This window comes from Variovorax sp. RO1 (assembly GCF_002849325.1).
Taxonomy (GTDB): Bacteria; Pseudomonadota; Gammaproteobacteria; order Burkholderiales; family Burkholderiaceae_C; genus Variovorax.
Genome location: NZ_PKMT01000005.1, coordinates 254,242 through 274,908, shown reverse-complemented (window position 1 = coordinate 274,908; position 20,667 = coordinate 254,242). Strand labels below are relative to the sequence as shown.

Annotated in this window: 30 protein-coding genes; 20 read left to right on the top strand and 10 right to left on the bottom strand. The window is 64.8% G+C overall.

Features of this window, described 5'->3' with window-relative positions:
• The first annotated feature begins 24 nt into the window (after window positions 1-24).
• The 4 genes from CY658_RS24395 (at window position 25) to CY658_RS24380 (ending at window position 3,494) form a co-directional block, all read left to right on the top strand.
• Entirely contained in the window at window positions 25-996 is a 972-nt protein-coding gene (locus CY658_RS24395; RefSeq protein WP_101492639.1) for a hypothetical protein, read from the top strand.
• A gap of 10 nt (window positions 997-1,006) precedes the next feature.
• Window positions 1,007-2,335, top strand: coding sequence for an adenylosuccinate synthetase (locus CY658_RS24390; protein ID WP_257884986.1), 1,329 nt, complete (start codon window positions 1,007-1,009; stop codon window positions 2,333-2,335).
• 18 nt (window positions 2,336-2,353) lie between these two features.
• Window positions 2,354-2,779, top strand: a complete 426-nt coding sequence (locus CY658_RS24385) for a hypothetical protein (protein WP_101492637.1) — start codon at window positions 2,354-2,356, stop codon at window positions 2,777-2,779.
• 79 nt (window positions 2,780-2,858) lie between these two features.
• Window positions 2,859-3,494, top strand: coding sequence for an FABP family protein (locus CY658_RS24380; RefSeq protein WP_101492636.1), 636 nt, complete (start codon window positions 2,859-2,861; stop codon window positions 3,492-3,494).
• A 6-nt stretch (window positions 3,495-3,500) separates the two neighbouring features.
• Here the strand turns inward: CY658_RS24380 and CY658_RS24375 are convergent, their stop codons facing one another.
• Window positions 3,501-3,854 carry a hypothetical protein gene (locus CY658_RS24375; protein WP_101492635.1) on the bottom strand — a complete coding sequence of 118 codons (354 nt, stop codon included), beginning with the start codon at window positions 3,852-3,854 and terminating at the stop codon, window positions 3,501-3,503.
• 95 nt (window positions 3,855-3,949) lie between these two features.
• Between CY658_RS24375 and CY658_RS24370 the strand changes: the two genes are divergently transcribed.
• On the top strand, window positions 3,950-4,435 hold the full coding sequence (locus CY658_RS24370) for a DUF2165 family protein (protein ID WP_101492634.1): 486 nt from the start codon (window positions 3,950-3,952) through the stop codon (window positions 4,433-4,435).
• A gap of 88 nt (window positions 4,436-4,523) precedes the next feature.
• Window positions 4,524-4,868, top strand: a complete 345-nt coding sequence (locus CY658_RS24365; RefSeq protein ID WP_101492633.1) for a hypothetical protein — start codon at window positions 4,524-4,526, stop codon at window positions 4,866-4,868.
• Window positions 4,869-4,872: 4 nt separating this feature from the next.
• Here the strand turns inward: CY658_RS24365 and CY658_RS24360 are convergent, their stop codons facing one another.
• On the bottom strand, window positions 4,873-5,337 hold the full coding sequence (locus CY658_RS24360; RefSeq protein WP_101492632.1) for a GNAT family N-acetyltransferase: 465 nt from the start codon (window positions 5,335-5,337) through the stop codon (window positions 4,873-4,875).
• 4 nt (window positions 5,338-5,341) lie between these two features.
• On the bottom strand, window positions 5,342-6,328 hold the full coding sequence (locus tag CY658_RS24355; RefSeq protein ID WP_101492631.1) for a LysR family transcriptional regulator: 987 nt from the start codon (window positions 6,326-6,328) through the stop codon (window positions 5,342-5,344).
• A gap of 346 nt (window positions 6,329-6,674) precedes the next feature.
• Here CY658_RS24355 and CY658_RS24350 point away from each other — a divergent pair, with 346 nt between their 5' ends.
• Complete coding sequence (locus CY658_RS24350; protein WP_257884985.1) at window positions 6,675-6,938, top strand: hypothetical protein; 264 nt, start codon at window positions 6,675-6,677, stop codon at window positions 6,936-6,938.
• Between the two features lie 13 nt (window positions 6,939-6,951).
• Here CY658_RS24350 and CY658_RS24345 read toward each other — a convergent pair whose 3' ends face one another.
• Window positions 6,952-7,236, bottom strand: coding sequence for a helix-turn-helix domain-containing protein (locus CY658_RS24345; protein ID WP_101492630.1), 285 nt, complete (start codon window positions 7,234-7,236; stop codon window positions 6,952-6,954).
• A 152-nt stretch (window positions 7,237-7,388) separates the two neighbouring features.
• Between CY658_RS24345 and CY658_RS32835 the strand changes: the two genes are divergently transcribed.
• The 3 genes from CY658_RS32835 (at window position 7,389) to CY658_RS24330 (ending at window position 9,413) form a co-directional block, all read left to right on the top strand.
• Window positions 7,389-7,580 carry a hypothetical protein gene (locus tag CY658_RS32835; RefSeq protein ID WP_180839043.1) on the top strand — a complete coding sequence of 64 codons (192 nt, stop codon included), beginning with the start codon at window positions 7,389-7,391 and terminating at the stop codon, window positions 7,578-7,580.
• A 305-nt stretch (window positions 7,581-7,885) separates the two neighbouring features.
• Window positions 7,886-8,434, top strand: a complete 549-nt coding sequence (locus CY658_RS24335) for a DUF1643 domain-containing protein (protein WP_101492629.1) — start codon at window positions 7,886-7,888, stop codon at window positions 8,432-8,434.
• Window positions 8,435-8,636: 202 nt separating this feature from the next.
• The gene (locus tag CY658_RS24330; protein ID WP_101492628.1) at window positions 8,637-9,413 is read left to right on the top strand and encodes a DUF4145 domain-containing protein; all 777 of its coding nucleotides are present in this window, start codon (window positions 8,637-8,639) and stop codon (window positions 9,411-9,413) included.
• Window positions 9,414-9,525: 112 nt separating this feature from the next.
• Here the strand turns inward: CY658_RS24330 and CY658_RS24325 are convergent, their stop codons facing one another.
• Entirely contained in the window at window positions 9,526-9,774 is a 249-nt protein-coding gene (locus CY658_RS24325) for a hypothetical protein (protein ID WP_101492627.1), read from the bottom strand.
• A 113-nt stretch (window positions 9,775-9,887) separates the two neighbouring features.
• On the opposite strand from CY658_RS24325, the gene CY658_RS32555 reads away from it, so the two are divergent.
• From CY658_RS32555 to CY658_RS24300, 5 genes are all read left to right on the top strand, one after another.
• Window positions 9,888-10,469: a hypothetical protein gene (locus CY658_RS32555; RefSeq protein ID WP_219589615.1), complete on the top strand. Its 582-nt coding sequence runs from the start codon at window positions 9,888-9,890 to the stop codon at window positions 10,467-10,469.
• A gap of 62 nt (window positions 10,470-10,531) precedes the next feature.
• The gene (locus tag CY658_RS24315) at window positions 10,532-10,906 is read left to right on the top strand and encodes a tetratricopeptide repeat protein (RefSeq protein ID WP_219589614.1); all 375 of its coding nucleotides are present in this window, start codon (window positions 10,532-10,534) and stop codon (window positions 10,904-10,906) included.
• A gap of 113 nt (window positions 10,907-11,019) precedes the next feature.
• Window positions 11,020-11,580, top strand: a complete 561-nt coding sequence (locus CY658_RS24310; protein ID WP_257884984.1) for a dihydrofolate reductase family protein — start codon at window positions 11,020-11,022, stop codon at window positions 11,578-11,580.
• A gap of 33 nt (window positions 11,581-11,613) precedes the next feature.
• Window positions 11,614-12,138, top strand: a complete 525-nt coding sequence (locus CY658_RS24305; RefSeq protein WP_101492625.1) for an HD domain-containing protein — start codon at window positions 11,614-11,616, stop codon at window positions 12,136-12,138.
• 127 nt (window positions 12,139-12,265) lie between these two features.
• The gene (locus tag CY658_RS24300) at window positions 12,266-13,426 is read left to right on the top strand and encodes an ABC transporter substrate-binding protein (RefSeq protein WP_101492624.1); all 1,161 of its coding nucleotides are present in this window, start codon (window positions 12,266-12,268) and stop codon (window positions 13,424-13,426) included.
• A 69-nt stretch (window positions 13,427-13,495) separates the two neighbouring features.
• On the opposite strand, the gene CY658_RS24295 is transcribed toward CY658_RS24300, so the two are convergent.
• Entirely contained in the window at window positions 13,496-14,323 is an 828-nt protein-coding gene (locus tag CY658_RS24295) for a hydrolase (RefSeq protein WP_257884983.1), read from the bottom strand.
• Here CY658_RS24295 and CY658_RS24290 point away from each other — a divergent pair.
• Both CY658_RS24290 and CY658_RS24285 read left to right on the top strand, forming a co-directional pair.
• On the top strand, window positions 14,303-15,199 hold the full coding sequence (locus CY658_RS24290) for a LysR family transcriptional regulator (protein ID WP_101492622.1): 897 nt from the start codon (window positions 14,303-14,305) through the stop codon (window positions 15,197-15,199). The genes CY658_RS24295 and CY658_RS24290 overlap by 21 nt on opposite strands.
• Window positions 15,200-15,267: 68 nt before the next feature.
• The gene (locus CY658_RS24285) at window positions 15,268-15,627 is read left to right on the top strand and encodes a hypothetical protein (protein WP_101492621.1); all 360 of its coding nucleotides are present in this window, start codon (window positions 15,268-15,270) and stop codon (window positions 15,625-15,627) included.
• A 176-nt stretch (window positions 15,628-15,803) separates the two neighbouring features.
• On the opposite strand, the gene CY658_RS24280 is transcribed toward CY658_RS24285, so the two are convergent.
• Window positions 15,804-16,337 carry a DUF2867 domain-containing protein gene (locus tag CY658_RS24280; protein ID WP_101492780.1) on the bottom strand — a complete coding sequence of 178 codons (534 nt, stop codon included), beginning with the start codon at window positions 16,335-16,337 and terminating at the stop codon, window positions 15,804-15,806.
• 61 nt (window positions 16,338-16,398) lie between these two features.
• Here CY658_RS24280 and CY658_RS32895 point away from each other — a divergent pair, with 61 nt between their 5' ends.
• The gene (locus tag CY658_RS32895; protein WP_219589613.1) at window positions 16,399-16,527 is read left to right on the top strand and encodes a DUF6463 family protein; all 129 of its coding nucleotides are present in this window, start codon (window positions 16,399-16,401) and stop codon (window positions 16,525-16,527) included.
• Here the strand turns inward: CY658_RS32895 and CY658_RS24275 are convergent.
• Entirely contained in the window at window positions 16,522-17,757 is a 1,236-nt protein-coding gene (locus tag CY658_RS24275; RefSeq protein ID WP_219589612.1) for a benzoate/H(+) symporter BenE family transporter, read from the bottom strand. The genes CY658_RS32895 and CY658_RS24275 overlap by 6 nt on opposite strands.
• 61 nt (window positions 17,758-17,818) lie before the next feature.
• On the opposite strand from CY658_RS24275, the gene CY658_RS24270 reads away from it, so the two are divergent.
• Window positions 17,819-18,760 (top strand): LysR family transcriptional regulator, encoded by a 942-nt coding sequence (locus tag CY658_RS24270; protein WP_180839042.1) that lies wholly within the window; start codon window positions 17,819-17,821, stop codon window positions 18,758-18,760.
• Between the two features lie 46 nt (window positions 18,761-18,806).
• Entirely contained in the window at window positions 18,807-19,088 is a 282-nt protein-coding gene (locus CY658_RS24265) for a hypothetical protein (protein WP_101492618.1), read from the top strand.
• Window positions 19,089-19,141: 53 nt separating this feature from the next.
• Here CY658_RS24265 and CY658_RS24260 read toward each other — a convergent pair whose 3' ends face one another.
• Window positions 19,142-20,176 (bottom strand): NAD(P)/FAD-dependent oxidoreductase, encoded by a 1,035-nt coding sequence (locus tag CY658_RS24260; protein ID WP_101492617.1) that lies wholly within the window; start codon window positions 20,174-20,176, stop codon window positions 19,142-19,144.
• Complete coding sequence (locus tag CY658_RS24255; protein ID WP_101492616.1) at window positions 20,173-20,667, bottom strand: GFA family protein; 495 nt, start codon at window positions 20,665-20,667, stop codon at window positions 20,173-20,175. The genes CY658_RS24260 and CY658_RS24255 overlap by 4 nt, the downstream gene beginning before the upstream one ends.

Here is a 20,667-nt window from a genome sequence, read left to right as displayed (position 1 = left end):
TTCCTCGCACGAAGGAGCACCTCCATGGGTTACGGAAATTATTCGCACGCCGCGCACGCGGCCATCGTGGCCGACCGTGCCGCCAAGTCCGGCAGCGAGGTCTTCACGCAGACCGCCACGCACATGCTCATGAACCCGCAGGGGCTCAAGGTGCGCGAGTCGCGCGACAACGCCGACCACCCGAACTCGCTGGGCATCGTGTTCGCGCTCGACGTCACCGGCTCGATGGGCGACATCCCGCAGACCCTGGCGCGCCGCGAGCTGCCCACGTTCATGAAGCTGCTGACCGACTGCGGCGTGGCCGACCCCCAGCTGCTGTTCATGGCCATCGGCGACGCCACCTCCGACCAGGCGCCGCTGCAGGTGGGCCAGTTCGAGTCGACCGCCAACCTCATGGACCAGTGGCTCACCTGGAGCTACCTCGAAGGCGGCGGCGGGGGCAGCGGAGAAGAAAGCTACGAGCTGGCCTTCTACGTCATGGCGCAGCACACCGACATGGACTGCTGGGTCAAACGAAAGAAGCGCGGCTACCTGTTCGTCACCGGCGACGAGCTGCCGTACCCGGCCGTGTCGCGCCACCAGGTCGAAGGCCTCATCGGCGAGAAGCTCGACGAGGACATCCCGATCGAAGAGGTCATCGCCGCCGCGGCCGAGACCACGCACCTGTTCTTCCTGATTCCCGATGCGCAACGCCGCCGCCGCTGCGAGCCGCGCTGGCGCGAGCTGCTCGGCGACCACGTGATCTGCATGGACTCGCCCGACGACGCCTGCGCCGTGGCCGCCGGCATCGTTGCGCTCACCGAGAAGGCCGTGCCCAACCTCGACGCGCTGGCCCGCGTGATGGGCGCCACCGGCATGGCCAAGGAGCGCGTGGGCGGCGTGCTGCACGCGCTCGACGGCTACGCCGCGCTGCTCGACCCGACCGCACCGCGCCGCGCCACGCCCGTCGCGGGCAACGGCGCGCGCAGTTCGTGGTGGAAGCGGCTCTTCGGTTGACGGCCTGCTGTTGACCTCCACGCGCTACGTCTCGCTGCTCGGCCTCGGCTTCGGCGACTGCGGCAAGGGCCGCTTCACCGACTTCCTGTGCGGCGCCTGGGGTGCCCACACCGTGGTGCGCTTCAACGGCGGCGCGCAGGCCGGCCACAACGTGGTGCTGGCCGACGGCCGTCACCACACCTTCTCGCAGTTCGGCGCGGGCAGCTTCCATGCCAGCGTGGCGACCGTGCTGGCGAGTCCGGTGGTGGTGCACCCGACTGCGTTGCGTGTCGAGGCCGAGGTGCTGCAGCGCACCGGTGTGTCCGACGCTTTTTCGCGGCTGTTCATCGATGCGCGCTGCCGCGTGACCACGCCGTTCCATCAGGCTGCTGGCCGCCTGCGCGAGTGGGCACGCGGTGCCTCGGCGCATGGCAGCTGCGGCGTCGGCGTGGGAGAAACCGTGCGGCAAGCGCTGGCAGCGCCTGAAACGACGCTGCACTACGGCGATTTGGTTCACCCCGCGCGCGCGCTCGAAAAACTCGAAGCCTTACGCCTCGCGCTGCACCGCGAGTTCGCGGATGCGGTGCCTTCGTCGGCCGATGCCGAGCAAGAGCTGTCCGTGCTCGCCGACGCCTCGCTCGCACGGCGCTGGCTCGACGCTGTGCAGCCCTGCCTGCGCCAGTCACCGCCCGCGAGCGCCGACACCATCGGCGAACGTCTCGCGCGCCCCGGCACCGTGCTGTTCGAAGGCGCGCAGGGTGTGCTGCTCGACGAGTGGCGCGGCTTTCATCCGCACACGACCTGGAGCACCGTCTCCACCGCCGCCGTCGAAGCGGTGCTGCGCGACGCGGGCATCGCGGCGCCCGTGCAGCACCTGGGCGTGCTGCGCAGCCACCTCACGCGGCATGGCGCCGGTCCGCTGCCTACGCACGACCATAGGCTCGATGCGCGACTGGCCGAGCCGCACAACGCCGACGAGGGTTGGCAGGGCGCATTCCGCCGCGGCCATCCCGACGCCGTGCTGCTGCGCTACGCGCTCGCCGCCGCCGGGCCGCTCGACGGTCTGCTCGCGAGCCACCTTGATGCGGTCGCGCACGCCGACCTGCGCTGGTGCACCGGCTACCTTGGCACCAACGGACACATGCTGTCGTCGCTGCCGCTGAGCGACACGCCGGACCTCGACCACCAGCACACGCTGACCCGCCTGCTGGAAGACGCGCAACCCCTGTACGAACCGAACCCAGTCGCCAGCGCATCGGATTGGGTGCATCGCGTGGAAGCCTTCAGCGGCCTGCCCGTGCGCTTCGGCGCGTTCGGCCCGGTGCGCGAGGCCGTCCGCGCGCGCGACCATCTGCTCTGACCTGATAAGAAAGCCTGCGTGACCCCCAACCTCTTCCTGATCGCCGGCGCCGTGCTGAGCGCCATCGCCGCGCTCTTGCACATCTGCGTCATCTTCGGCGGCCCGTCCTGGTACCGCTTCTTCGGCGCGGGGGAGCGCATGGCCGCGAGCGCCGAGGCCGGCCACCTGTACCCCGTGGCCGTCACGCTGGTCATCGCCGGCATGCTGGGTGTGTGGGCCGCCTACGCTCTTGCGGGGGCCGGCGTGCTGCAGCCGTTGCCCTCGCAGGCGCTGGTGCTGCCTGCCATCACTGCCGTGTACCTGCTGCGCGGGCTCGTCGCCGTGGCGATGTGGCTGTTCGACCGGCGCCGGCTCAACGCCTTCTGGGTGTGGAGCTCGCTCGTGTGCTTCGTGTACGGCGTGGTGCACCTCATCGGGCTCGTGCAGGTGTGGGACACGCTCTGACGACCGAGCCGCCGCCGCACTCAAGCAGAATCAGAATCGAAAAGCTTCGCTCCGTTTACTTCCTCCCACGACAAACCCCATGACCACACCCGAAGACATCTACACCGAACCCCCGGCCGATCCCGACACGCTCGCCAACCTCGGTCCGTTGCGGCCGATGGCGGGCATCTGGGAGGGCGTGAAGGGCGTCGACGTCAAGCCGAAGAAAGAGGGCCCGAAGACGCAGGTGTATGTCGAGCACTACGAGCTGCAGCCCATCGACGCGCAGACCAACGGCCCGCAGCTGCTGTACGGCCTGCGCTATCACACCTACATCCACAAGCCCGGCCTCACCAAGATGTACCACGACCAGGTCGGCTACTGGCTGTGGGAGCCGGCCACCAGCACCGTGTTCCTCACGCTGGCCATTCCGCGCGGACAGGTGGCCATGGCGAGCGGGCACGTGAAGCCCGGCGACACGCAGTTCACGCTCAGCGCCGAGCACGGCAGCCTGGTGAACGGCATCGTGTCGAACCCCTTCATCGAGCGCGCCTTCACCACGCTGGCGTGGAACATCACGGTGACGATCAACGCCGACGGCACCTGGTCGTACGACCAGGACACCGTGATGCAGATCCTGGGCCAGGCCGAGCCCTTCCATCACACCGACCGCAACACGCTCACGCGCGTCGGCGAGCCAGGGCTCAATCCGCTGGCGAAGATGGCGGCGGCCTGAGGCCGTTCAGTCGGCGGGCGGCTTCGGTGTGCGCAGGCGCCGCAGCCGCACGGTGAGTTCCTTCACCAGCTGAAGCGCCCCGCGCCGCTGCGCGACCTCCAGCGCCTGCACGAACGAAGCCTCGGCCTTCGCGGCATCGCCGAGCGCCAACGCGAGCAGGCCCTGCAGCCGCCACGCGGCCGTGAACTCGGGGTCGAAGGCGAGGGCCTTCTCGACATGCATCAGCGCCGTGGGCGCGTCGTCGCGCCGGTGATGCGCCAGCGCAAGGCTCATGCGCAGCAGGGCGCTGTCACGGCCCGCGGCCAGCAGGCGTTCGAGCGCCTCGGGTGACGGGCCGGGTGGGGTGGTGACGGTGTTCATGGCGTTCGCGCTTTCTTGAGGGACTTTGACCGCCGACTGGCGGGCGCGTCAATATCAAAGAATAATCTTTGATATTTAACGCCGCAGACTCCCCGATGAATCTCCCTACCTCCGTCTGGCTGTTCCAGTCCCTCCACGCGCTGGGCATGGCGCTGTGGCTTTCGATTGCGGTGCGCAACAACTGGCGCGGCTTTGCGGGCTCGGCGTTCGCGGTCGGCGGCACGATGTCGATGGCGCCGTTGCGCGCCGACCCGGCCATCGACACGCCCTTGCTCACCCGCGCCGTCCGCTCGGTGGCACTGCATCGCGCGGCGCTGTGCGTGGTGTTGGCGCTGCAGTTGGGGGCGGCGCTAGCGTTCTGGGCAGGCAGTGCTGCGCTGGTCGTTGGCGGCGACCTGACCACCGCGCGGCCGTGGCTCAACCTGGGGCTGGCCGGCTTTGCCGCGTTCCTCTTCGCGATGCATCTGGGCGGCCTGTGGTTCGGCTACTGGATCCGGCAAGAAGGCTTGCAGCTCACGCACCTCGTTCTGATGCTGTGGGTGCTGGCGGCGTTCTTCCTGTTCAACATGCCATGGCACTGAAGCCGCCGAAAACACAGCCCTTGTCCTACGCGGCGGGGGAGGCTGCCCCCACAGCCCGCGCGACGGCCAGCCCCCACCATCGGTCCCCATGAACAGAGTGATTCTTGCGTTCCTGGGGGTGGCTGCCTGCGCAGCGGCCGTAGTGGCCATCGCGGAGCCCGTGAGAGTGCCCGTCGACAGCGACGACAACGGCACGGCCTACATCGCGCCCAACGTGAACTCCACCGAAACCTCGGCCCGCACGAACGGCGCCACGGTCGGTGTGCAGCGCCCGGACGGCAGCGGTCTGGAGGCCGGCACCGACACGTCGGGCAAGCGGCCCACCTATTCTGTCGGTGCCAAGACCGGGGGCGACGTGTCCTTCTCGGGCGGCGCGCATTCGGACGGCAAGGCCAACACCGGTGTGAAGGCCGGCGTCACCATCAAGTACTGATCGATCAGACCATCGTCGCGTAGACGATGAAGCCTTCGTGCTTCGCGACCTTGTCGTAGAGCATTCGCCCCGCCGCGTTGGTCGTGTGCGTCTGCCAGTACACGCGGTACCCGTCTGCGCGCCGCACCTCGTCGTACACACCCTGGATGAGCTGCCGGCCCACGCCCCGGCCGCGTTCGGACGACTGCGTGAACAAATCTTGCAGGTAGCACGTAGGCTCGATGCGCGTCGTGCTGCGGTGGAACAGGTAGTGCACCAGCCCCACCAACTGCCCGTCGCGTTCGGCCACCAGCGCATGCACCGGCTCGTACGCATCGAAGAAGCGCTGCCACGTGACCTGTGTGATCGCATCGGGCAAGGCCGTCGGGCCCTCGCGGCCGTAGAAGGCGTTGTAGCCGTCCCAGAGCGGCTTCCACGCGGCGAAGTCGTCGGGCTTTGGCGGGCGGATCAGGAGCGCGGGCGTGGTCATGGGGTCAGGGGGCCTTTCCATTGGGTACGGGTGTGTTGCGCGCCGCGATGGCGGCGCTGACGGGACAGGCCGGCAGCGCCACCGGCACTGCCGCGGGCATGGGCTCGGGCACCGGCCCCATCGATTTCTCGAGAAAGTCGAGCATCGCGCGCATCGCCGCGCTGTTGTGGCGGCGCTGCGAGTAGGCGGCGTACAGCCAGTGCTCGTGCGGCATGTGATCGCGCAGCACCGGCACCAGCGCGCCGCGTTCCAGGTGCGACTGCGCCAGCGGCTCGGGCACGTAGGCCACGCCCACGCCGCGCAGCGCCAGCTCGATCAGCGCGACCGCGTCGTTGGCCTCCATGCGGCTGTGCACCGCCACCTCGTGCGGCTTGCCGTCGGTTTCAAAAGGCAGGCTCGTCGTGGGCATCGGCGAATAGCTCAGCACGTCGTGCCGGGCCATGTCCTCGGGCACCTGCGGAATGCCGCGCTGCGCCCAGTACGCGGGCGACGCGCACACCACCATGTCGAAGCGCACTAGCCGGCGCACGATCAGGTTCATGTCGTCGATGCGCCCGCCCGTCAGGTGGATGTCGATGCCCGCCTCGATCAGGTCGATGTCGTGGTTGGTGAAATTCAGGCTCACGTACACGTCGGGATAGAGCTTGATGAACTCCGCGATCACGTCCGAAAGCCAGCCCGCAATCAGCCCGTGCGGCGCGCTCATGCGCAGGCGCCCGCGCGGGTGCGAGCCGTGCGCCTGCAGGTCGTTGAGCGTGTTCTCGGCCATCGTCACCAGCTCGGTGCTGCGCTCCAGCAGCACCTCGCCTGCATCGGTGAGGCTCAGGGAGCGGGTCGAGCGGTTGAGCAGACGCACGCCGCTGCGCGATTCGAGCTCGGCCACATAGCGGCTGACCGTCGCCTTGGACATGCCCAGCGACAGGGCCGCGCGGGAAAAGCTGCGCCGGAACGCGACTTCGCGGAACGTTTTGATGAGATCGAGACCATCCATAGATCGGCCCATTGTTCCAGCATCGGGGGAGGGGGCACGGGTCGTAGGGGCATCCCGGTTTTGGGCTGCAAATGGGGCATAGGAGCGTGGCTATACTGCGGCCGTCACGTCTGAAAAGACCTGATCGGGCTTGGACTCCCGAATCACCTCTGCGATGAAAGCCGCACTCACCCAACAGGGTCTGCGGCTTTGTCGTTCGTGCCTCCAGTTTTGGCGGCTCGACGGGCGGGCGCAAGCCCGGCCGGTTCTCGCAAGAGGTGTCCGGTAGTCCAACCCGTCGAGCTGCCGCCTCCGCTTGGACTCGGGAGTGGTGGTTTCAGCAAATCACACCTCTTGGAGGCCATGCATGGCTCTCGTCACTTCCGTATCCGCCGAATCGCTTGCTTTGCAGGCTTGCGATGACCTCGACAGCTTTCACATGGTGCGCCGCGCGTATGCGTGCATCGAGAAACTCATCGTGCCGCAACATGTGAACGACACCGATGACGTGTACCCGACGCGCACCGAACTCGGGGCGCTCGTGCGGCTCGTCAATGAAGAGTTGCAACGGCGCATCGAAACGGCCGAGGCGACGCTCTTGTCGCTGCGTGCGGCCGTGGGCAATGCCTAGCTAGGTTGACAGCTCAGGAGGGACGCTCGCCGCTCTCCGTCGGTGGCTGCTGTTGTTGCTGCAGCGCCGCCGAGATGCCGTAGAGCGCCAGCATGCCGAGCACGTGCCCGATCGCGACGCCCGGCTCACCCGATTCGATTCGCGCGATCGTCTGGACGTGAACGCCCAGGCGCGTGGCAGCAGCGGCCTGGCCTTCGCCAGCCGTTGTGCGCGCCAGCTTGGCAGCAGCACCGAACGCCTTGATCGCTTGGATCGCGTCGTCTCCGATGTCGGAAGAAATTCGTTTTCCTTGGGCCATGGGGTGATTGTGTCCGCTCCTGGCGAAGGTCGGTAGAGAGGCTTCCGCGCAGAGGGCGCACTGCACGGCGCGCTTCGGCACAATTGCGCGCGAAGCTTTCAAGGAAGAACCGTAGCAATCGGTCGAGCTGCAGGGTCTCAGCAATCAGGCCTTTGCGACTCACTTCAAAAATATTCATCCAGCAACGCCATCTCGGTGAAGCACCCACCATCCCCACCAAGGGGCGCATGGGGCTGGTGCAGATCGTGTCGATGCCAGCGGACGCGCTCGACCCGAAGTGGCGCGTCGGCGCCGCGGCCTGTGCCGTGCTGCTGCACAAGCACTTGCCGGAGCACTCTCCCTGAGCCTGTCGACGCCGTGCTCATGGGCGACTGGGTGCTGGTAGACATCACGCTGCGCATGCTCAAGCCGCGCGAGCTCTTCCGCGCGCAGGGCTTCCTCGAGGACTACGTCATCGATGAGATCCCCGGCCCCGCCTTGCTCTTCCAGGCCGGCGTGCAGGTCGCCGACCCGCTGGCCGTGCCGCGCATCCCGCTGACGGGCACGGCGCAGGTCCGCATGTGCGACAACAGCGTGTGCCCGCCGCAGGCCGCCGCGCTGGCCCGCACCAACTTCGGCCACGAGGCCGAGTTCACAGGCTGGAGGGCGCGTGAGCATCGCCCTGACCGTCGACTGCCCCCTGAAGGTCGTCATCACGAAGCGCGACGCGCTCTTCAGCGCCGACCGCAAGCACCGCCTGTGGCTGTACCGCGAGTGGGATGCAACGAAGCCCGTGGCCGCGTTCATCGGGTTCAACCCGAGCATCGCCGGCGTCGAGGAAGACGACCCCACCATCCGCAAGTTGGTCGGGTTCGCCTCGCGCTTCGGATGTGGCTCGCTCTTCATGGTCAATCCCTACTCCTTCATCGCCACGCGGCCGAAGGATCTGAAGGCGGCCGGCTACCCCACCGGCGGCCTCGAGAACGACACCACCATCCTGAGCGCCGCCAAGGTTGCGCAGGAGAGCGGCGGCTTCGTCATCTGCTGCTGGGGCCAGTTGGCCAAGGGCCTGGCTCGGCCTGTCGAGATCGCCCGGCGCGTCAGCGAGGACTTCATCCCTCTGTACACACTGGGCCACAACCGCGACGGCTCGCCGGCGCACCCTCCGATGCTGGCCTATGGCGAGCGCACCCGTCCCTACAGATGGAGCCCCGCTTGAACGCCCAGCACCCTCGCTCCATCCAGCCACTGCCGCGACCACGGCGGCTCCCTAGGGTTTCTGTTACTTTTTGTTTTGAAGTTAACAGGTAGATTGCAAGCTCAAGGCCGACGCAAATACTCGTCGCAGGCAGTCAATTGACACTGCCTGCGGCTGGAATCAGCCGAGGATTTTTGGATCGAAAATTTCTACTGAATCACTTATGGCTTCAGATACGCTGGTTCTCAATAAACTCGCCGGCCAAGAGCTGGATGTCCAGTGCTCGCGGTGCACGGGAATTACATCTCACCTGATTCTTGCGAATGCCAACGCGTCCGGCGGAGACCCCAATTACCAGTGGGACACCGACCACCAAATTCTGCAATGCCGCGGATGCAAGACGCTGTCCTTCCGGTCGGCGGCGTCCAATTCCGAAGATATCGACCATTGGTACGACGAAAACGGGGAATTGCAATCCGAATACGCGATATTGGAAAAGCTCTACCCGCCCCGTATTTCCGACTATGTGGGCCTGAAAACCGACCTGTGGTTGTTGCCCGACAAGCTGCGCAGCATTTATCAAGAAACCTCCCAAGCGCTGACGGCACAACAGCCCGTTTTGACGGGGATCGGTGTTCGGGCCATTCTTGAAACGCTGTGCAAAGACAAGGCAGCTGCGGGGAAAACTCTTTTCGATCAGATCGATGACCTCGTCAAGAAACAGCTGCTGACCCCGGCCCGGGCGGCAATTCTTCACCAGATCAGAACGCTGGGGAATAAATCGGCGCACGAAGTTGCACCGCACACCCCGCCTCAATTGAGCCTCGCAATGTCAGTGGTCGACCACCTGCTCGAGGAGGTCTACATCATCCCGAACAAGGCGCAGCAACAATTCGCTTCCTTTGCCCCGCCTCCCGCGGCTGCATCGTTGCCACCGCTGCCGCCCCCGTCGGCCGCCGCTGCTGCTCCAGCACTGCCCAACGGGGTTCAGCCCCCCTGATATAAGCGGCCCGAGTCGGGGGTCGCCAAACCTGGTTCGACCGGCGACGCTCGCCGGGGTCGCATTCGCTACGGTCACACCGGATGGCCTCGCCGCGACCTGCGGGCCCTCGTCAGATCGGCGTCGATTCTGAGAACACCATCGCGGCGTTCAGGCCGTACTCAGCGGCGGCCTGTTCGGTCTCGAATGAGTGTTCGCCCAGCGGAAGCGACACCTCGTTCGTCACGCCCTTCGAGTCCAGATGCCGGATGATCGAGCCGCGTGGCGACCACTTACCGTCCGCCATCAGCTGTGCGAAGCCGCGCAGCTCTTTCACTCCCACCGTGTGCACCAGCACCACCGGCCCCGATTTGTCTTGCATGCAACGCTCCTTGGAAAACGCCAGTATGCGCTGCTCGCTTTCAGCCGAACCGAACGGTGGCTGGATGTCACGGGAATGCCCTGGGCCTGTCTCCTGAAGACAAACGAACGCGTGTGCGATCTCGCAGGCTATCTCGATCCTTCTATGACATCTACGTCATCCGGGATTCGAACCATGAACGCCTTGCCGAGTTTGCTGCTTCGTCCCGCAGGCCGGTCGTCAACGCGATGTCGAACGCCGGCCATCCATGCGAAGTTCTTGCCGATGCCTACTTCATCGAAACAACCATAGGTCCGATTCAGAAGGTGCGCATCTGCCTTTGGGGCCCACCGACCAACGTGTTTCGTTCATGGCACGAGCTGGCCGGCGTGATGGGTTTTACGCTGGTTCATGTATGCCATGAGAGCTTCCACGAGACCATCTCCAGCGTAGCCTTTTCGTCGTCTTCCCCAGAGGCAGCGGACGTGGTCATCACCGATGGCTGGCCTCGGGGCACGGAGCAGTTGAGTCGTCCGCTGTCCGTCGAAGACCTGGCTCGGATGGGCAACCCCGTGCTGTTGCCAACGCCACCGTTCACTGTCGGTGGTGAACTTTCGGTGGACCCTTGTCGCTATCCGCACTTCGCCGGCTACGAGCAGAAGAAGCTCCTCTTGCCGGTGCAAAGAGCGGTGCTTCAACATCTGCTTGCAACCTGAATCGACCGGGGCCGGTCAGTCGAGTGCTGGACGGAATAGAGTCGAAAAAACCTGAATAGCCTTTGAGCGAGGACTTCATCTCCATCAGTCGATCGCTTGTCGAGGACGCATGGAACAACCCCGACAAGTGGGAAGCGAGCCTTGCCTCCGCGCAAGCGTTGCTCTCGAAGGCGCTCGTTGAATCCCCTGACAATGTCCTTGCCCTGACGTGCTTGGGTGCAGTGCTTTCCGATCAAGGCAAGCACGAAGAGGCCGCATCCGCTCTGAAGCGTGCGATCGAACTCGGCTCCACCGATCGGAATACGTTCTTCAACCTCGGCGTGGCAACGATGAACCTCGGCACGCGCGCGAAAGCCATGTCTGCATTCCGTGGGGCCGAAGGGCTCCAGGCTTCGCCGCTGTCATGGACGGCATACTTTGATGCGCAGGCCCATTGAGCAGCGCGTTCCATCTGCAACGTACTGCGCACACCGCGACTGCTTCGCTCAAGGCCACAGAGCCGCACCCTCCAACCCCAAGCACGGAGACCCGCATCAGAACGCTGAAAATCATGGAGCACATCTCGCTGGACGGCGTGATCCAGACCTCTGGCGAAGACGCTTTCCCTTACGCAGACTGGACCGCGCCTTATCGCAGCCCTGCTGGCCGGGATGAAGTGCTCGCCGCGCATGGCGGGCGCTTCGATCTGCTGCTCGGCCGCCGCACCTACGAATTGTGGTCGGGCTATTGGCCCAAGGCACCGAGCGGCGCGATGGCGGACGGCTTGAATGCAGCGACCAAGTACGTCGTGACCCACCGTCCGGAAAGTCTGGCGTGGGGCCCGTTCGAAAGCGTGGGACCGGACATCGTCGAGGGCGTTCGCCGCATCAAGTCGCAGGCTGGCCCGAACCTGATTCTCTGGGGCAGCTCCACGCTGACATCGACGCTGCTCGAACACGGTCTTGTGGATGAAGTCTTGCTGGTCGTTTATCCGGTCCTGGTGGGCGCTGGAAAGCGCTTCTTCGCGCAGGGAACCCCGCCACGCTCTCTTGAACTCGTCAGCGCGAAAGCAATGCCGTCCGGCATCCTCGTCAGTGCCTACAAGGTCGCCGGCGCTTTGAAAGCCGGATAGTCGGGCAGTCCCACATCGCGAGCGAAATTTGTCATGAGTACCTCCAACCTTTCCGAAGCCCGCGCCTATGCACTCCGCATGCACGGCGCGCAAATGTACGGAACGCACCCGTACTCGCACCATCTGGATGCCGTCGCGCTGACCCTTCTGCCGTATGGTGAAGAGGCTCAGGTCATCGGGTATCTGCACGATGTGGTCGAAGACACGGACGCGACAGTCGACGAGGTGCGCCTGCGCTTTGGCAACCTGGTGGCTGCATGCGTCGCGCTCCTCACCGATGAGCCCGGCGCGAACAGGAAGGAGCGCAAGTCGAAGACCTACGCGAAGCTGGCCAAAGTGACCGGCGCGGAGGAGCTGGCGCTCGTTGTGAAAGTGGCTGACCGTCTCTCGAATGTTCGAGCCTGTGTGGCCGATGCCCATCGCGACCTGTGGGACGTCTATTGCGGTGAGCATGAGGTGTTCAAGGCGGCGGCATTTCGGGCGGGCCTTTGCGATGCGCTCTGGTCTGAGCTCGATGGGCTGCTGAGCGATGAAAAGCGGCCACAGGCCGGGACCTGATCCAGCCGGGAGCGGTCACTCGGAGTCCCATCTCTGAAACGCCGTCGAATACCAAGGCCGCAAAACTGACCAGGGTCGAATCCGGTCTGCTTCTGACCATTCGTCCCCCTCATTCACAAAGAACACCTTGATCCACCGCATCCGCACGGCCCTCGTGGCCTGCACCTTGAGCGCCGCGGCATTGGCCGTTTCCGCCCAAGTAAAAATCGGCTTCATCGGCACGCTGTCCGAAATGGGCGCCGCGCTCGGGCAGGAACAGTACGACGGCTTCATGCTGGCGGTCGAGCAACGGCAAGGCATGCTCGGCGGCGTTCCCGTGACGGTCCTCAAGGAAGACGACCAGCACAACCCCGAACTCGGGGCGCAGCTGGCGCAAAAACTCATCGAGAACGACAAGGTCAGCTTCATCACCGGCGTGACCTTCTCCGACGTGATGATGGCCATGGCAAAGCCGATGGCCAGGGCGGGCATGCTGTTCGTCGGCTCGAATGCCGGCCCCGCGCCGATTGCCGGCAAGCAGTGCAACAACAAGTTCGTCTTCGCCTCGTACCAGGACGAGTACCAGGCCGGGATCGTGGGACGGTACGCCGTCGACAAGGGCTACTGGAAGACGCTGTTCCTGGCGCCCGACAACGTGTCGGGCAAGGACCAGCTGCGGGGTTTCAAGCGCTACTACTCGGGCGAGGTGGTCAGCGAGACCTACGTCAAACCCGAGCAGACCGACTACGCGGCAGCGCTGGCTCAAATCAAGCGCGTCGCGCCCGATGCGGTGGTCGCCTTTCTGCCGGGTGAGATGGGTGTGAATTTCATCCAGCAGATGAATCGCTCGGGCCTGCTGAACAAGGTGCCCTTGCTGACGGTCGGCACGGTCGACGGCACGACATTGCCGCTGCTCCAGGATGCCGCGCTCAATGTGCTGGCCGGCGCAGTCTGGGGCCCCGACCTGCCGAGCCCGACGAGCAAGGCTTTCGTTACCGCCTTTGAAAAGAAGCACGGCCGCATCCCGTCGCAATACGCCGCGCAAGGTTTCGATGCGGCGCTCTTGATCGACAGCGCGCTGAACGAGACCAAGGGCTCCGTCGCCGACCGCGGCGCCTTGCGCAACGCACTCAACGAAGCTCATTTTTCGTCGGTGCGCAGTGGCTTCAAGTTCCTGCGCAACGGTTTCCCGGTTCAGGACGGGCACATCTTCGTTGTCGCGAAAGACGCGCAGGGCCGCGCGTCACTCAAGCGGATTGCCACGCCGCTGGAGGCGAATCCGGACGGGTACTGGAACGAGTGCCGCTAGGGTTCGCTCCAGCAGAGTCTGGCCCGAAGCAAGGCGTTCGAGCCGAGACTCTCGTTGCCCCCGCTCAGATCATCCGGCGTTGCCGGGCACCGGCGTGTTGAGCAGCTGCTGCTCCCACAGGAACGCGATGCCGCTGCCCGCCGCATGGTGCTTGAGGATGTCGATGAACTCGGCGGTGTGCTCGGTCCGCGCGTGGTCGCGCTGCCATTCGGACACGAGGGCGAGCCACGTCATCATGTTCGCGCCGGCCGCGATCATGCGTTGGATGGCCACCTGATGGGCCTCCGTTGAAACGGCGCCGCACGCATCGGTGATGACCGTCACGTCCCAACCTTCGCCGAGGGCCTGGATCACCGGCATGGCGACACAGATCTCGGTGTACAGGCCCGCGATGACCAGCTGCTTGCGGCCCGTTGCCTTGACCACGTCCACCACCTTCGGGTCTTGCCAGGTGTTGATGAGCGTTCGGTCGATCACTTCCTGGTCCGGGAAGACGTCGGTGATCTGCGGAAAGAGCAGACCGCCGCGCTCGGCAATCACGCTGGTCAGAATGGTCGGGACGCCATAGGCCTTGGCGGCCTTCGCCAGGGCCGTCGTGTTGTTCACCACGGCCTGCGGGTCGTGGCTGTGCAGGTTTGCGAGCTGGAAAGGCTGGTGGTCGATCAGAACGAGTACGGAGTCTTCGGGACGAAGAAGCGAGGCGAGGCCGTTGCGAAAAGTCATCAATACATCCTTGGTTGCCGTCATGGACGGGGGTTGGTTTTTCAGGGAACGTGCGCCGGTTGCGACGTTGCCTGGATGCATTCTGTTGTTCCAAAAATCGATGCGGTAGTACCATTTCTGGGCGAGCTGTGTCGCGAAAAGAGGAACGCGGAAGTGGACATCGAGGAGCTGCAAACTTTTGTAGAAGTGGCGGATGCAGGGGGCATTTCGTCGGCCGCGCTTCGGCTCGGCGTGGCCAAGTCGATCGTCAGTCGTCGCCTCTTAAGGCTTGAAGCGGAACTGGGTGTCCAGCTGCTTTCGCGGTCCACCCGTGGGGCCGCGCTCACAGAAGCCGGCGCCACGTTCCGGGACCATGCGGCCAGGGTCTGCGTCGAGATCGACGCGGCCCGGGATGCGATCCTGCCCGCCGGTGAACTTCGCGGCCGTTTGCGCGTTGCGGTGCCGCTCTCTTTCGGGCCGGCCCACTTTGCGCCGATCCTCGCGGAGATGGCGCGGCGCCACCCTCAGCTTCACATCCAGGCCTGCTACAGCGATCGCTTCGTCGACCTCATTGCGGAGGGCTACGACTGTGCGATACGGCTGGGCTATCTGCAGGACTCCGGCCTGATTGCGAGACGCATCGGTGGCATCCGTGGGCAGTTGGTCGCAAGTCCGGACTATGTCAAGGCGCATGGGTCGCCCGAGACCCCGGAGGCGCTCGCCGCGCACGAGGCCCTCATGCAGGGAACCGAAGCCTGGCAACTCACGGACGGCGACAAGACCATCATGGTCCGGCCGCAGGGGCGCTTCAAGAGCGACAACGGCACAGCGCTGGTCGCTGCCGCGACGGCAGGCCTGGGCATCGCGTACCTGCCCGATCTGCTCACCCACGAGCATCTGGCCTCCGGGGCACTGGTGCCGGTCATGACGCGTCATTCGCCGCCCCCGGCAGGCGCCTATGTCGTCCGCCCGCCAGGTCAGCACCCCGCACGGAAGATACGGGTCCTCACCGAACTCCTGATCGAGTATTGCGACCGCTCCCCGCACCTTGAGGGCGCTGCACCGGTCTGAGTGCGCATTCGCATGCGTCAGCCATTGCCCATGAGAGACTGGGTGAGCTTCATACGTTCGAGGGCGCAATGGTCAAAAAATCAATTGAGCAGAAAGCTGCAGAGGAGCTTCGCTACATCGCTGCCAGTGGTGCGGCCAATGCGGTCGAGCTTGAGCCCTTTGTGACGGACCCCAATCAATCCATACGCGCCGTGGCGGCCATGAACCCCGACGCAGACGCAGAGATCCTGGATCGTTTTGCGAATGACAAATTCTGGGGTGTGCGTATGGAGGTGGTGCGCAATGCCAATGTCAGCCAGGCCACGCTGCGCAGGCTGCTGGAGCCTGATACCCGCAAACGCGGCGTCGTGCACCACGCAGCACGCGCGAAGCTGGAAGCGCGCGGTGTGGCATTTGGTGTGGACGGCATGCCGGAAGATGCGGTGTAGAGAATGACGTCGCGTTTCCGGAGCCCGTCAGCTTGCGAAATTTCACAGGCTTCACGCCATTTGATTGCGTTGCTGTCGATCTCGATCACTGTGGCCGAGGGGCGTTAGGGCCGAGTCGATCCTTCACCTCGCGTCGAGGCTACCTTCGGCGCGCCCCGTTGTATCGCCAAGCGTGCTCAAGTCCTCAGTTCTCTTGCTGCCCGTTCCAGATTCGCCCGCAAAATTACGCGATGGAATGGCGCAATCGCCGCAAGATAGATACGTCCCAGCCTGTTATGGCAATGCACCACTGTGCCCACGAGCAGCTCGCGACCATTCGCCGCGTCGGCGCGAAGTTGGACGGTGACGCGAAAGTCGAGATGCCGGTCATCCGCGCCCAGAACCAACTCCGTCGCGCTCTTTGCCAGCAGCGGCAAGTAGCCGATGACCCGCCCATGCGCCGCTCCGGCAAGACCGACGGCAAGAGACGATTTGACGCCGACTGTCGCCATCACCACATCGCGGAGATGCGTGAGCGCGCGAATCCACCACGCGGGGCGTTCAAGCGCGATGCGTGCCAACACCTCCAGATCATCGCTTGCCTCCATCGGCACTTGAATCGCGAAGGCGTCCAACAGGTTCGCGCCCGCATAAAGCGGCGCCAGCACGCTGTTGCTGGGCATGGGCACAGCGCGCGCTTTGGTCGAGGTCGTGTTCTGGGGGAGGTTCATGGTGTCCAGGAGTGCAGTCATGACAGAGGCTCATCTTGAGGTGTGAGCTCGGTCCATATGTATGAATCAGGCCGGATTCCGGCTGACCCTCGAAGTGGCATGGGTACAGCTGATGCCAGTCTCAGGCTTCTGGTTGGTTATGCCGCCTGCCATCGTGTTGTTGATGCGTCGAGATGCGCCAAGCTCATGATGAATTCCATGCCTTTTGCAGCGCTGGTCGCTCCATCAACCAGCTCGCCGCCAGACCAAACACCAGCCCCCAGAACGGCGCCCCGATGTGCACGATGCTGACGCCGGACAAGGTGACTAAAAAAGCCGTCAACGCGCCGAAACTCAACTCGCTGCCGAATGCAGTGGACATCCAGCCCTGCAGCACGCGGACGATGGCCAGGCCTCCGAGCACACCGATGAACGCCGTTGGCAGCGCCAGGCCGAGGGCCACCGCCATCGGGGCGGCAAGACCGAACAGCAGCATCAGCAGGCCATAGAGCATCCCCGCCCTGTAGCGTTGGTCCATGCGTCCGCTCGCGCACATGATTGCGTTCGACGGTCCAGTGACGCACGCAGGCACGGCGCCCACGCATGCGGCCAGCACACTTCCTAAACCGCAAGCCACGGTCAGCGCGCTGACGGGCGGTTTGTACTTCGCGGCTGCGAGCACGGCAATGCCCTGTGGGTTGTGAATGCCGACCACGGTGACCACAAGCGGCAGCGCCAGTTCGAGCAACGCCTGCACCGAGAAAACGGGGACAACGAGCTGGGGCTGGGCCAGCGCAAAGGGGATGAGGTCTGTGGGTATGCCGGTCCCGCCCATCGCAACCGCAACGATGCCTGCCAGGAGCGCGGCCAGCACGGGGGGCACGACTCGGCCCAACGCCGGGACCGCGCTGGCCAGAAGGTAGGACCCGACAATGGCCGATGCGATCCAAAAGCTGTCCTGAAACCCGGTGACGATTTTGAGCCCGAAGGGCAGGAAGACCCCGCTGACCATGCCCAGCACGATCGGCATCGGCAGACATACCATCAGCTTGCGAACCCAGCCTGTCACGCCGAGCAGCGTGATCATGAGACCGGCTGCCAGATAGGCGCCAGCGGCTTCCGGGAAGCTCAGGTGCTCCAGTGCTGGTGCGACCAGCAACGCCCCCGGAATGGTCCAGGCCATGCCGACCGGTTGCCGATAGAGGTAACTCGTTGCGATAGACAACAAGCCACCGACCGCATAGCTCCCAAAAATCCAGGAGGCGATGTCCTGCTGCGAAAGCTGGGCAGTGCTTGCCACGGTCAGCAGGATGGCAAGAGGCCCGGTGATGGCAAAAAGCCAGGCGATCAGGGCATTCGCGACCAGTGGCCAGTGAGATTCGACGTTGTTGTCCAAGTGCATGATGCGCCGAGTTTCGATGCGCAGACGCAGTTCTGGCAATTCATCGTTCTCGATTTTTGTTATCTCGCTTTCTTATAATCATCGGACTGGGAGATTGGAGATGGAACGACGCATTGCCCTGGATCAGCTCGATTTCCGCTTGCTGAACGCTTTTGTTGCGGTCTTCCGGGAGCGGCATGTGGGCCGTGCCGCTGATGCGCTGGGGATGTCACAGCCGACGGTGTCGACGCTGCTGGCGCGCCTGCGCCATATCGCCGGCGATCCGCTCTTCATCCGAAGCGCGCAAGGCATGCAACCCACCGCATTGGCACGCGAATGGGCCGAGCCGGTGGCCGCCGCGCTGATGGCTTTTGAAGCCGCACTCAACGCACCTTCCCGCTTCGACGCCGCCGCGTCACAGCGGACCTTCGTGATCTACATGACGGATGTCGGGCAGTCGATCGTTCTCAACAAACTGGCGGCCCGGGTAGAGGCCAAGGCACCGGGCGTTCGGCTGCAGATCGTGAGCAGTTGGGAAGGCGCGCTGCCAGACCGGTTGGACGACGGAAGCATCGACATCGCATTTGGCTGGATCCCCCAGCTCACGGCCCGCAAGACCAGCGCCTCCCTGTTCAAGGACAGGTACGTGGGCGTGCAGGACGCGGCGCTGCCCAGGGTGCGGCGGGCGCAGGTGTCCCCCCGCTATGCGGTGGCCTACGTTCCCAATTCAGCGCACCAGATCGTGAACGAGCGCTTCCATGTGCAGGGCATCCAGCCGGCAGTGACAGTGCCCAATTTCTTCATGCTCCCGGCGGTGCTCATGGGCACTTCTCTCACAGGCGTCATCCCCGAGCGCCTTGCGACCATGCTGCTCAAGCAGCGCCATACCGCTTTGCGCATCGTCGAATTGCCATTCAAGCTGCCGGTTCTGGGCATCCGCATGCACTGGTCGGCCGGAACCTGGCGCGACGAAGGCATCGAATGGCTGCGCAGCCAGGTGCTGGCGTGCGTCACGGACGTTCTTGCGGCGGACGGTCCCGCCGTTGGCAGGCGCCAGCCATAGAACCAGTTCGCGCTATGTATGTTGTGCGACATAGCCATTCAAGCCCATGACCACAAACACCCTTCCCATCACCCGGCCCGCCATCCTCTGCGTCGCGTTCGCCGCCGCGGCGGCGTTCTTCTGGTGGGCGTTCCATGAGCGCTACTACAGGCACAGGGACTGCATCGAAGCGTCTACATCAAGCTGCATCGCATCCGACGGAGCCAATCTCATCGGCGCAGGCGCGATGTGGTCCGTGGTCGCCGGCCTCTGTACGTGTGTCTCGATCTACTACCTGGGGGTCGTGCTTCGCCGTCGTCGAGCGAACCGCACGAATAGCCGGCCGTAGCCCAAGCCGTGTCGTCGTTGAAGCGCACCCAAGCTTTGCGGGCGCTGCCGCAGTCACGAATCTAGAACAGCTTCGGCGCAGCGTCGACCAAGGAGCGGGGCAAGGATCACGCCGGGGTGCGCGACCACTGCGTACAAGCCTTCGATGTTCCCCGCAGAGCCGCAAAGCGGCCTGCCGCCAGCTGTCATGGGACGTTGCACGGCGTTGATGGAAAGAAGCGATGGCGCCGTCGCGAGCCCAAGCAGATGAGCAATGGCGTCGCCAGTTTGGGTGGCAAGGGCAGAAAGGCCGGTCTCGCCACCTTCTGGACAGTCGGCAGCAGACACAAGGCCACCTCCCAGGGCGGGGCGCAGCTCCATGTCCTGCGCACAGAGCAGGTGACGAATGCCGTCCGCCCCCGCACCGAATCGAACCAGCACGGCCGGCGATTCATGGATCGGAAGGTCGACGCCGACCGTCGAGGCCAGCGCGCGCGCGCCATGGCCGTTGGCGAGCACGACGATGTCGGCAGGAAGTGTCTGCCCTTCGATCAAGACACCTGTGATCCGGTTGCCTGCGGCTTCGATCGCTTCAACCGCTCCCTGCAGGACGCAGGCCCCGGCAGCCTGCGCGCCTGCCAGCAGCTGGCGTGCAAACGCGGCGGGCTCCAATGCGAAGTCGTCGGGTGCCCAGGCAGCGAGCGGCGGCGGTTCTGAAATCATCGGTTCTTTTTCGGCGAACTGGGAGCCAGCAAGCCGCTCCATCCGCGTGCCGGCGTTCCGGTGCTCCGCAATCATCGCGACCGTTTCGTCTTCCGTAGATCGCCAGAGAAGCGCGCCGCGCGCTGCGATCGGCAACGGGCCGAGCTCGCGCTCGAGACGGGCGAACTCCTCCAGCGCCTTCAACCTCTCGGCGAACGCTGTCGGGTTGTCGGAAGGTGTGCTTGCGCTGGCACCCACCCATCCGAAAGATGAAGCGGTCGCGGTGCAGAGGCTGTGGGGCGCGCGTTCAATCAACGTGACTGCCGCACCTGCCTTGGACAGATGCCAAGCGGCCGACGCACCCATGATGCCGCCGCCCACCACGATGACCTTGCCTCTGTGCTTCACGAATGGGGTGCGCTTGATGGCCGAGCCAAGACAGCCGCTTCATGTCGCGAGGCCACCTCCGGCCGGCCATCGAACGTGGCCCGTGCCCTGGCGAAGCAATCCATATCGGCCGGCAAGGCCACACCGCTTTGCGCAGAGCGGGTCCAGATGTGGCTCGTGAGTTCGACCGCGTTCGGATCGTCATAGCACCCGCGCGAGATGGCGCGGACATCGGGCCAGCGTTCGAAGGTCAGGCCCATCGTCGTGCCGCACGAGGGGCAGAAATGAACGAAGACCTTCTTGTGGCTGCCATCCGAGTGGTGCGCGTACTGCCGAAGCTCGCCCTCGTTGAACTGCACGGCGTCCATCGGAAAGAGGGACTCGGCGTAGAAGGACGTGCCGCTCATGCGTTGGCAGAACGTGCAATGACAGGCGAACGTGCGCAGCGGCGGCTGGGTCGTGCTGAATCTGACCTTGCCGCAGAGGCAACCCCCTTCAAGTACAGCTGGCAT

Coding starts and splice junctions, on each gene's coding strand:
- CY658_RS24395 (WP_101492639.1), top strand. CDS start 25: ATGGGTTACGGAAATTATTCGCACGCCGCGCACGCGGCCATCGTGGCC.
- CY658_RS24380 (WP_101492636.1), top strand. CDS start 2,859: ATGACCACACCCGAAGACATCTACACCGAACCCCCGGCCGATCCCGAC.
- CY658_RS24375 (WP_101492635.1), bottom strand. CDS start 3,854: ATGAACACCGTCACCACCCCACCCGGCCCGTCACCCGAGGCGCTCGAA.
- CY658_RS24370 (WP_101492634.1), top strand. CDS start 3,950: ATGAATCTCCCTACCTCCGTCTGGCTGTTCCAGTCCCTCCACGCGCTG.
- CY658_RS24365 (WP_101492633.1), top strand. CDS start 4,524: ATGAACAGAGTGATTCTTGCGTTCCTGGGGGTGGCTGCCTGCGCAGCG.
- CY658_RS24360 (WP_101492632.1), bottom strand. CDS start 5,337: ATGACCACGCCCGCGCTCCTGATCCGCCCGCCAAAGCCCGACGACTTC.
- CY658_RS24355 (WP_101492631.1), bottom strand. CDS start 6,328: ATGGATGGTCTCGATCTCATCAAAACGTTCCGCGAAGTCGCGTTCCGG.
- CY658_RS24350 (WP_257884985.1), top strand. CDS start 6,675: ATGGCTCTCGTCACTTCCGTATCCGCCGAATCGCTTGCTTTGCAGGCT.
- CY658_RS24345 (WP_101492630.1), bottom strand. CDS start 7,236: ATGGCCCAAGGAAAACGAATTTCTTCCGACATCGGAGACGACGCGATC.
- CY658_RS24330 (WP_101492628.1), top strand. CDS start 8,637: ATGGCTTCAGATACGCTGGTTCTCAATAAACTCGCCGGCCAAGAGCTG.
- CY658_RS24325 (WP_101492627.1), bottom strand. CDS start 9,774: ATGCAAGACAAATCGGGGCCGGTGGTGCTGGTGCACACGGTGGGAGTG.
- CY658_RS24310 (WP_257884984.1), top strand. CDS start 11,020: ATGGAGCACATCTCGCTGGACGGCGTGATCCAGACCTCTGGCGAAGAC.
- CY658_RS24305 (WP_101492625.1), top strand. CDS start 11,614: ATGAGTACCTCCAACCTTTCCGAAGCCCGCGCCTATGCACTCCGCATG.
- CY658_RS24285 (WP_101492621.1), top strand. CDS start 15,268: ATGGTCAAAAAATCAATTGAGCAGAAAGCTGCAGAGGAGCTTCGCTAC.
- CY658_RS24280 (WP_101492780.1), bottom strand. CDS start 16,337: ATGAACCTCCCCCAGAACACGACCTCGACCAAAGCGCGCGCTGTGCCC.
- CY658_RS32895 (WP_219589613.1), top strand. CDS start 16,399: ATGAATCAGGCCGGATTCCGGCTGACCCTCGAAGTGGCATGGGTACAG.
- CY658_RS24270 (WP_180839042.1), top strand. CDS start 17,819: ATGGAACGACGCATTGCCCTGGATCAGCTCGATTTCCGCTTGCTGAAC.
- CY658_RS24265 (WP_101492618.1), top strand. CDS start 18,807: ATGACCACAAACACCCTTCCCATCACCCGGCCCGCCATCCTCTGCGTC.
- CY658_RS24255 (WP_101492616.1), bottom strand. CDS start 20,667: ATGCCAGCTGTACTTGAAGGGGGTTGCCTCTGCGGCAAGGTCAGATTC.